The following is an 8,834-nucleotide window of genomic DNA, read 5'->3' on the forward strand; positions in this document are numbered from 1 at the left end:
TAAGTCATTAAATTATTCTAATTTGAACTTTGCCTCCACAAAAACTTCAAATTTTATTTTCTTGAAATCAATAAAAGGATAATCTTCCAGATTTTCTTCCATCTTTCCAATGCCTCGCACTCGTATTCCCGCTACATCTCCCTGCAATGGAGCGTAAGACACGTTTTTATCGCTAATAAAAATAGCATTTCCTATTTTCTGAGAGAGTGTTTTTGCCATCGTTTCGGCAGAAAATTTTGCTTTTTGAATGGCTTTCTGTTTCAGAAGCAAAACCAATCGTTCGGCTTGAGAATATTCCGTTCTGGCGATAAAAATGTTAGATATTCCTATTTTTTCTAATTCTACCAATACTTTACCTGCCATTGCTGCATTTTTGACCAATAATTCATATTTTTTTGCTTTTATAATGGCTTGTAACTTCAAAAAATATTTTTTAAAATCGCTTCCCATATCCCACACGGATAAGTCTTTTTCTGTGTCAATTTGTAACTTTTTTAAAGCAGCTATCAGCTCTTTTTCCTGATGTTCCGTTGTTTTTCTGATTTTACTATCGTTTTCGGTCAAAATAATAGATAAATAGATTTTGTCGGGAATGATGAGTGTATCTGCCTTTGCTGATGTTTCAATATAGGGTAAATCTATAAAATTTTTCGTCTGAGCAGATAAATTGCTCAAAATTAGTGTAAAAAATACAAAATATACAGTTTTCATTTTTATTTATTTTTGAATTGATATAAGATTTGTTTTGCAAAATCTATTGACTGAAAATTTAGCTTCTTACAAATTTCCCGAGAGCTTCCAAAAGTTGTGGGCGGTCTTCAAGGGCGATTTTAGCCACTTTATGGAACTTCGATACCCATTTGTCGAGGGTTTCAAAGGCTTTGTTTTTGTCTCGGGTGGCTTGTTGGCTTTCCCCTTTTTCTTGCAGATAGGTAGCGTAGGCTTTTTCTACTTCGGGGAGTTCTTGAAGCTGATTTTTGACATCTTCTTCGTTGATTTTTAGTTGTTTTAGTGGCGTAAGAAGATTGGGGGTGGTATCCAAAAGCTGATAAAATGCTCTCATTTCTTCCATTGCCGCGGCGATGGCTCGGGCAGCACTTCCTTTGAGTTTGAGCTGACGAAGAGTTTCTTCGTTGTCCTCAAAGACGATACGTGCCTTTTGCGATGTGTACTATATTTTTTTTGTACGTTTTGATATTTCTCCTGAAAAGCCAATGACGCCGATGTCTCCTCGCGTGTTTCTTTTATGTTGGCATCGAATGTTTTACGAGCTTCATCGTAAAGGGCTTTTCCTTCAGCGATTTTGGCATCGTCGTAGCCGTATTCTGCTAATTCTGTTTTCAAATCGCCCTCTTTGGACAGATTTTCAAACATCGCTCCAAAATTCTGAAGCATTTGTTCGTTGGATAGATAATATGTTTTCATTTTTTAGCATTTTTACAATTATTTTCCTATTCTTTGAATTCTTTTTATGTTTTAGTGTCTCCCTTTGTTATTTTAACACTTCGGAAGGTTTTTTAGTTGTACATTTGTTTATTTTAGTTCCGCATCGACTTATTAAAACGCTTCGGAGTGTTTTTTAGTGGTGCATTAGCTCATTTAAACGCTCCGAAGGATGTTTTGTTAACTTTGACAAGGTTTGGTTACAATCGGTGTGAAATTTGTTATCTGATGACTGTTTTTGATCATCCGCTATATTAAATTGGGTGTCTGCTGGGTAAATTTTGTTTGTTGTGGGTTAAGACAAGACGTTTTATCTATAATTTAGTTTTCTTCTTCAATCATTGTTGACTTATTCTCACTTTCATAATCTAAATCAGTCAAATTCGATTTAAGAAAATCATCATTTAAAATTCCTATCACTTTTTCTTTGGAAGTTTTGGTATCCAATCTTATTTTATCTTCTACTTCATTAAATCTAATCTGTCTTGATAACTTAGGATGATTTTTAATAAATGTAATTATTTTACTTTTAGCTAATTGTAAAACAGGAGACTCTGGTTGTATTCTTAAAACTTTCTTGGCGTATTTAGTATTATTAATAAACTCTGTTAATTCATCTATGTTATCAATCAAATTTAGATTTGAAATTAATTCTATTCTTTGTCTTGCTTGATTTTTAATAATCTCATCATATCCATATGCTTTCATAAGAGTTGATAAATTATTTACTATCAATAATTGGTCAGTAAATAAAAAATCTATCGATGTATTTATTTGTAATACATCACTATTCAATTTTTCAAACCTATTTCCAATAGGAATAATTCCCAATATTGAATCTCTTTTTATAATGGTAATGGGATATATGTGCTTATATAGAGAAAAATAATTATTATCATTTCCAAAAGTAATTATCATAGCTTGGATAGAACTTATATTATCTTCCGAAAATGAAAAATTAGGATAATCCTCAAAAGGGTTAAACTCTCTTAAAGCATTTAGTTTTTCTGGGAATTCATCTATATCATAAAGAAATACAGAATTAGTTGTCTCATAAGCTGATGATATATTCCTAAAATTAAGTTCATCATTTTCTAATATTTTTTCTTTAATAGAAGTTATGAATGTTCTCTTAATTTCATTTGCCAAATCCTCTGAAATATTAGCTTTTAAAATATCTCCATCTCCTTTTTTAACGATATGAATAGTAATCCCTATAGGAATACTATTATTTATAATACTTAACTTTTCTCTTAATTCTTGTAAATTCATTTGTCTATTTTTTTGGCTATATAAACATTATCACTTAACGAAATTAACTTTACTATATCTGTTTTATTTAAAATGTCTTTTGTGATAACTATTATATCCTCTCTATTTTTAGTGGATATTTTATAAATATGATATCCCAAAATTGCTAAAATAGGATTAGTATAATACATATTCGTTTTTATAAACATAATCCCCATAATTAATAATATGAGAAAGAAAATTAATCTATTTCTTCCTTCATCAAAATCGAAAGATAAAAGAGGAATAATATATGTTGCTAAAAATGTTAAGTTTTCCCAATTTACATTTTCAATTTTATCTATTGTCTCTGGAAGATCACCATTATTTTTAAATAAGTATTTAAACCAAGGGTAAAACAGCAATCCAAGAAATATTAAAAATAAGTAAAAAATAGGATATATATTTTTTTTCATTAATTCTTCATATCCTATAAATTCACATTCTTTTTCAAAACATATAGGAATATCTACCTCATTGATAAATAACAATGAGAATAATAAAGTTAATGATAATAAATAAAATCCTATTTTTAACATTTTCTATATTTTAGTTCTTCAACTCCGCTTCCAATTCATCAGCGTATTTGCGAATAATATAGATTCACTTCTTACTTTGCAAACTCCGTAGCTACAATCTTATATAATTTATCTGACAGACGAATTCTGAAATCAGTTTTGATGGTGCAAGAATCGCCTTTCGTTGCTGTTTGTGCAGGAGCGTCATTTACCATCATATTTTCCAAAACGAACTCCTGTACGCCTGTGGTAGGCCCTGTAATGAGGAGTTTGTCGCCCACTTTAATATCGTAGGCTTCGATGAGAAATTCCGCAATCCCCGATTTTGGAAAATAGTGCTTTCCTTGCCCTACATACACCTTTTTCTGTGTAGCGTTCGACCCTGGGTTCTCGCTCCATTCTCCCAATTTCTGTCCCAAATAATATCCACTCCAAAATCCTCTGTTGTAAACGGTTGAAAGAGCTTCCATCCATTTTTCAACCTTTTCTTTTGAATATGTCCCCTCGTAATACGCATCGATGGCTTCACGATAGGTTTTTATGACAGTCGCCACGTATTCGGGAGCTCTTCCGCGTCCTTCAATTTTGAGTACTTTGGCTCCTGCGTCAATCACTTGGTCGAGAAAGTCAATCGTACACAAATCTTTGGGCGACATCATATATTCATTATCGATTTCGATTTCAAAACCGCTTTCTTGGTCGATAACCGTGTATTTTTTTCGGCAATTTTGCTTACACGCCCCTCGATTTGCCGACGAATTATGCGAATGCAAACTCAAATAACATTTTCCTGAAACCGCCATACACAACGCTCCGTGACCGAAGATTTCTATCTCAACCAAATTCCCTGACGGACCTTTAATCTGCTCCCTTTGGATTTGCTCAGCGATTTTCTTTACCTGCCTAAGGCTCAATTCACGACTCATTACCATTGTATCGGCAAAAAGCGAATAAAAACGCACCGTTTCGATGTTTGTGATATTGATTTGGGTAGAAATATGCACTTCCATACCTATTTGTCGAGCATAGGCGATAACCGCTTGATCCATCGCTATTACTGCCGTTAGATTTGCTTTTTTTGCGGTGTCCAATAGCGTTTTTATGATAGAAAGGTCGTGATCATATATAATCGTGTTGAGCGTTAAGTACGTCCGAATGCCTTTTGAGTGGCAACGTTTTGCAATTTCGTCCAAATCGTCAATGGTGAAATTGATACTTGCTCTTGCCCTCATATTCAGCTGGTCAACTCCAAAATATACCGAATCAGCACCATTATCAATAGCTGCTTGTAACGATTCGAAGTTTCCTGCGGGAGCCATCAGCTCTATTTTTCCTGTTGATGTCATTCTTGTATTTTATAATCGGGGCAAAAATACAAAAATAATTTAAATCAAAAATCAAACTTCAATTGTGAAGGCAAAAGTTGAAACGTCATTCGGTGATAAGGGGAAAAGCCGTATTTTCGGATAGCATCTCGATGTTCCTTAGTAGGATATCCTTTATTTTTTTTCCAATTGTATTGAGGAAATTGTTGATGAATTTCAGACATATATTCATCACGATATGTTTTAGCAAGCACCGAAGCTGCTGCAATTCGCATAAAACGAGCATCGCCTTTAATCATACACTCAAAAGGAATTTGATTGAATGCTTTGAAACGATTTCCGTCAATAATCATAAAATCAGGTTTTACAATTAACTTATTTAAAGCTTTTTGCATACCCAAAATTGAAGCATTTAGAATATTTATCTCATCTATTTGTTTTGGAGAAATATGTACAACTGCATAGCTAATAGCCTCTTTTTCAATAATTTCTCGAAGGATATTTCGTTGTTTTTCTGTCATTTGTTTTGAGTCATTCAAAATATTATTTTCAAAATCTTCTGGTAAAATAACCGCAGCAGCAGTAACTGGTCCAGCTAAACAACCTCTACCCGCTTCATCTGCACCAGCTTCGTTAAAAGAATAATACCATCTTTGCATTTTACTAAAAATATTATGCACAAAGATATTAAATTTTTTTCAAAGAAAAACAAATTATAAAAAACTGATTTATAGAGAGTTTAATCATTTTTTAATTTATTTTGAAATAAAAATAAAAAATTATTTGCTCAGAATAAAAAAAACTCGTAATATTGCACTCCGTAAAAGGCAGGTCCCATAGCTCAGCTGGTTAGAGCACCTGACTCATAATCAGGGGGTCGTTGGTTCGAGCCCAACTGGGACCACAAAATACCTAACTCTCCTCCAAATAATGAGTTAGGTATTTACTTTATACAAAATAGTATTGGCAAAATTTACAAATCGGCAATGTAAAACGACAATGTAAATTTTTAAAATTATGACCAATACAAGTACTATTTGTAGCTTTACTCAGTTATGGGTAAGCCCTGTTAATTGGCGAAATGCTACGGAAAAAGATTTAAAAAAAGAATGGTATGTGCAATGTTTTTTCTATGATGCAAGGTTTGCCCAAAAATATCCAAAAGGCTTTCCGTATCGGAAAAAACTAAATCGTATTAAAAAACTTAATGAACGAAAAAAAGCAGTTGAGTTTCTACTTAGGACTATGGAAAATCAACTACTCAATGGTTACAATCCCATTCTGAAAAAATATGAAGGTGTTAGTGAAAAAGAACTATCACCCGAAACTCCATTTATAGAAGCGTTTGAACAAGCCCTAAAACTTAAAGAAGGTAGTAAAACACACCTGAAAGAAATCGAAACGATTGTCAAAAGACTTGAAAAAGCTGCTTCTATTTTGAAAATGAATGATATAGCTATTAAGGATTTTAAACGTTCGCAACTAAAACGAATGTTAGATTGTTTGTGCTTTCCTGATAAGTACTACAATAAAGCTGTTCGGTATGTTTCTTCCCTATATAGAGTGTTAGTAGAGTATGAATGTTGTGAGACAAACATTACTCGGGATATTTATCCCAAAAAAATAATCAAAGAAAAACGCATTATTCCAAGTAAAAAAGATTTACAACAAATCCAAGCATTTACACAGAAGAATTACCCTTATTTCTATCGTTTTATGATGATTTTTTTGTATTCTGGTGCAAGAACTACTGAACTTTTTCGTTTGCAAAAAAAAGACATCGACCTTGAAAATCGGGAATTTACTATTCTTTTAGAAAAGGGAGGACAATATAAACCGATGACAAAAGTTATTTTACAGCCAGCTATTCCTTTTTGGGAAGAACTGCTGCAAGAGGTTAAGCACGATACAGATTTTTTATTTACATCGAAGTTTAAACCCTCAAACAAACAAGTACAACCTGAAATTACAACCCGTTTTTGGAATAGGCATATTAAAAAGAAACTTGGAATAATTGCTGATTTTTATAGTCTTAAACACTATATGTTGGATAGTTTAGATAGTGAAACAGCAATGGTTTTAGCCTCGCATACTAACAAAAGCACAACCGAAATTTACCAAGTTCATAAGGAAAAGCGAGACCGTGAAATGTTAAAAAACTTAATAATAGAATTGTAGTCTTCCCCAACAGCGTAGCTCAATAAGTGCATTTTTTTTTGCAACTTTGGCAACAGACGAATTTTAAAAATATAAGTTATTGATTTTAAACAGGTTACAGGAATGTTTTTGTTGCCAAACCTGTTGCCAAACCGAAATATTTTTTGCAACACGCATTATTTTTTTGGCAACAAACTCCTATTTTTGGCAACAATATGAATTTAAAAAAAACAAAACCCCTGGTTGCCAGAGACAACAAGGGGTATTTTTAAAATATGACCAATATTTTATATACGTGTTCGGTAAATAATTAGCCCTAATAGTCTGATTATTTTCTCGGTGTAAAGCACCTTACCGTTGTTGTCGATGTGGTAGATTGTAATTTTTTTCATAACTTACTAATTTTTAAACAATTACACAATTCGCTTTCTGTGTAAAACACTTGATTTTCTTTTCTTAAAACTCCTACTTGATGTTTTTTTCCAAGAAGTGTAGTAATACGATATTCAATATCATTTTCTTTAATTTGGTTATTTTCAGAATGAAAGCGAATTTTTATTTCTGAAATAATCCCTTTATTTATCTGAGTTTTGTTATAGGTTTTATGAAAGCAATACACAAAATCTCCGATGTTAAATTTCGTTTTAATTTCCATAACTTACTAATTTTTAGGGTTAATAATTCCTTTGTCAGTTGCGCTTTGTACCAATAATTTACGATTGCGACAAAGCATCGTAAAGAAATGATACGCTTCGTGCATCTGCTGCTCGTCCATATCATACATAGTAAAGTAGGGACGGCTTTTGAAGTAGTTCATAAAAACCACATCAAGCACTTTTTCGTAATTTTGGTCTTTGTTCGTATATACAAACAAAAAATCATTAATTAAAACGTCAAGTGAATGATACGAAAGTTCTTCGTTTTCCAGCATCTGAGCGATTTGCTCTTGGGTGAGAATGTTTTTCTCTGGGCGGTTGTCCACCCCTGGTGTTTGATTGTTTTTTTCTTTGTGTAACATAACTTATAAAAATAAAAAAAATCCGTGAGTAGGAGCTGTTACACAAAGAGCTTACGCATTTTTGTTGCATAACATTACTGCTATGCTACTCCCTCACGGATATATTATTAAAAAATATTTTACAATACTAAACAAGTATTGCTCTTTGTGTAACACTGCAAAAGTAAGGCAAAAAATTGAATCTGCAAACAAAAAACAAAAAAACTTTCACTGAAAAATGAAAGTTTTTTGTAAGGGGTTGGTTTTTAGTGTTTTAAAATTATCGTTTATTGTGAATTACTTTTGCACCTTGTTTTTGGTAAGCAGGAAATAAATCATCTGTTGAAATAATAGTCATTTTTTTGCTCATTGCGTGGGCAATAATAGCCAAATCGTTAGGGTCTTTGTGTTTAGGCACGAAGTTTAAAGTTGCTACTTTTAGAGAATGTTTTTCTTCAAAAGGCAAATAAGTAATCAGAGGCAATTGAGTGATGATAGATTTTAAAAATTTTAAAGGCGTATCATATCTATCATAATCAATTCCTTTTATTTTTTTCTTACGATACAGTTGTATGATTTCATTTAAAGAAATTATACTTGCAAAAAACTTATTTTTTTCATTTTCTAAAATTTCTGCTATTTCTTTTCGGATTTCCTTTTCTCTTCCTTGAAATAAAATCAAAATTATGTTCGTATCTAATAAATATCTCATTATTTCTCTTGCATTAGTTTAACCATCATATTTGAACCATAAACCAAATCTTCGTCTTCCTTGGCGATGGTAAAAAGTGGTTTTTTTTGAAATTTTCGTACATAATCCATTACGCTTAATTTCTTTTTCTCGGTTTTTACTGCTCCTGCAAGTGCTGTTTTTTTCTTGGTTGTTTTTTTGGTTGTTGTACTCATAACATTCAAAATTTTCCGCAAAGGTACAAAAAATACTTCCGTAAGGCAAAAAAATAACCTACAAAATATTTTTGTGGTTTTTTTGCGTTTTTTTTAGAAATAAAAATGTAAGGTATTGGTTTTTAGACTTTTAAAATTATCGTTTGTTGTATACGAATTTTAGTTTTTGCGGGGTGTAGCTATCAAATTTGCCATCAG

12 protein-coding genes and 1 tRNA gene are annotated in these 8,834 nt (G+C 32.1%); 2 read left to right on the forward strand and 11 right to left on the reverse strand.

Going from position 1 to position 8,834, the window contains the following annotated elements; genetic code table 11:
- Positions 1–12: 12 nt before the first annotated feature.
- The 7 genes from OO775_RS00110 to rnhB form a co-directional block, all read right to left on the reverse strand.
- A complete protein-coding gene (locus tag OO775_RS00110; protein ID WP_264844918.1) occupies positions 13–711 on the reverse strand; it encodes an SIMPL domain-containing protein in 699 nt (232 codons plus the stop codon).
- Positions 712–769: 58 nt separating this feature from the next.
- On the reverse strand, positions 770–1,150 hold the full coding sequence (locus tag OO775_RS00115; protein ID WP_479722986.1) for a PQLLE family protein: 381 nt from the start codon (positions 1,148–1,150) through the stop codon (positions 770–772).
- A complete protein-coding gene (locus OO775_RS00120) occupies positions 1,060–1,425 on the reverse strand; it encodes a hypothetical protein (RefSeq protein WP_264844922.1) in 366 nt (121 codons plus the stop codon). The genes OO775_RS00115 and OO775_RS00120 overlap by 91 nt, the downstream gene beginning before the upstream one ends.
- Before the next feature lie 339 nt (positions 1,426–1,764).
- Positions 1,765–2,715, reverse strand: coding sequence for an anti-phage protein KwaB (gene kwaB, locus OO775_RS00125; RefSeq protein WP_264844923.1), 951 nt, complete (start codon positions 2,713–2,715; stop codon positions 1,765–1,767).
- A complete protein-coding gene (gene kwaA / locus OO775_RS00130; RefSeq protein ID WP_264844924.1) occupies positions 2,712–3,272 on the reverse strand; it encodes an anti-phage protein KwaA in 561 nt (186 codons plus the stop codon). Before kwaA ends, kwaB begins: the two co-directional genes overlap by 4 nt.
- Positions 3,273–3,343: 71 nt before the next feature.
- Positions 3,344–4,597 carry a peptidase U32 family protein gene (locus tag OO775_RS00135; protein WP_264844925.1) on the reverse strand — a complete coding sequence of 418 codons (1,254 nt, stop codon included), beginning with the start codon at positions 4,595–4,597 and terminating at the stop codon, positions 3,344–3,346.
- A gap of 44 nt (positions 4,598–4,641) precedes the next feature.
- A complete protein-coding gene (gene rnhB / locus OO775_RS00140) occupies positions 4,642–5,235 on the reverse strand; it encodes a ribonuclease HII (RefSeq protein WP_264844926.1) in 594 nt (197 codons plus the stop codon).
- Between the two features lie 171 nt (positions 5,236–5,406).
- Here rnhB and OO775_RS00145 point away from each other — a divergent pair.
- Together OO775_RS00145 and OO775_RS00150 are read left to right on the forward strand one after the other, a co-directional pair.
- Positions 5,407–5,480 (forward strand) — tRNA-Ile (locus tag OO775_RS00145).
- A 113-nt stretch (positions 5,481–5,593) separates the two neighbouring features.
- Positions 5,594–6,754 (forward strand): tyrosine-type recombinase/integrase, encoded by a 1,161-nt coding sequence (locus OO775_RS00150; RefSeq protein ID WP_264844927.1) that lies wholly within the window; start codon positions 5,594–5,596, stop codon positions 6,752–6,754.
- A 367-nt stretch (positions 6,755–7,121) separates the two neighbouring features.
- Here OO775_RS00150 and OO775_RS00155 read toward each other — a convergent pair whose 3' ends face one another.
- The 4 genes from OO775_RS00155 to OO775_RS00170 all read right to left on the reverse strand — a co-directional run bounded on the left by OO775_RS00155 (position 7,122) and on the right by OO775_RS00170 (position 8,636).
- On the reverse strand, positions 7,122–7,388 hold the full coding sequence (locus tag OO775_RS00155) for a hypothetical protein (RefSeq protein ID WP_264844929.1): 267 nt from the start codon (positions 7,386–7,388) through the stop codon (positions 7,122–7,124).
- Positions 7,389–7,394: 6 nt separating this feature from the next.
- Positions 7,395–7,751 (reverse strand): hypothetical protein, encoded by a 357-nt coding sequence (locus OO775_RS00160; RefSeq protein ID WP_264844930.1) that lies wholly within the window; start codon positions 7,749–7,751, stop codon positions 7,395–7,397.
- A gap of 259 nt (positions 7,752–8,010) precedes the next feature.
- A complete protein-coding gene (locus OO775_RS00165; protein ID WP_264844931.1) occupies positions 8,011–8,442 on the reverse strand; it encodes a type II toxin-antitoxin system VapC family toxin in 432 nt (143 codons plus the stop codon).
- On the reverse strand, positions 8,442–8,636 hold the full coding sequence (locus OO775_RS00170) for a hypothetical protein (protein ID WP_264844932.1): 195 nt from the start codon (positions 8,634–8,636) through the stop codon (positions 8,442–8,444). The genes OO775_RS00165 and OO775_RS00170 overlap by 1 nt, the downstream gene beginning before the upstream one ends.
- Positions 8,637–8,834: the final 198 nt, after the last annotated feature.

The organism is Capnocytophaga catalasegens (assembly GCF_026005215.1).
In the GTDB taxonomy this organism is placed as follows: domain Bacteria; phylum Bacteroidota; class Bacteroidia; order Flavobacteriales; family Flavobacteriaceae; genus Capnocytophaga; species Capnocytophaga catalasegens.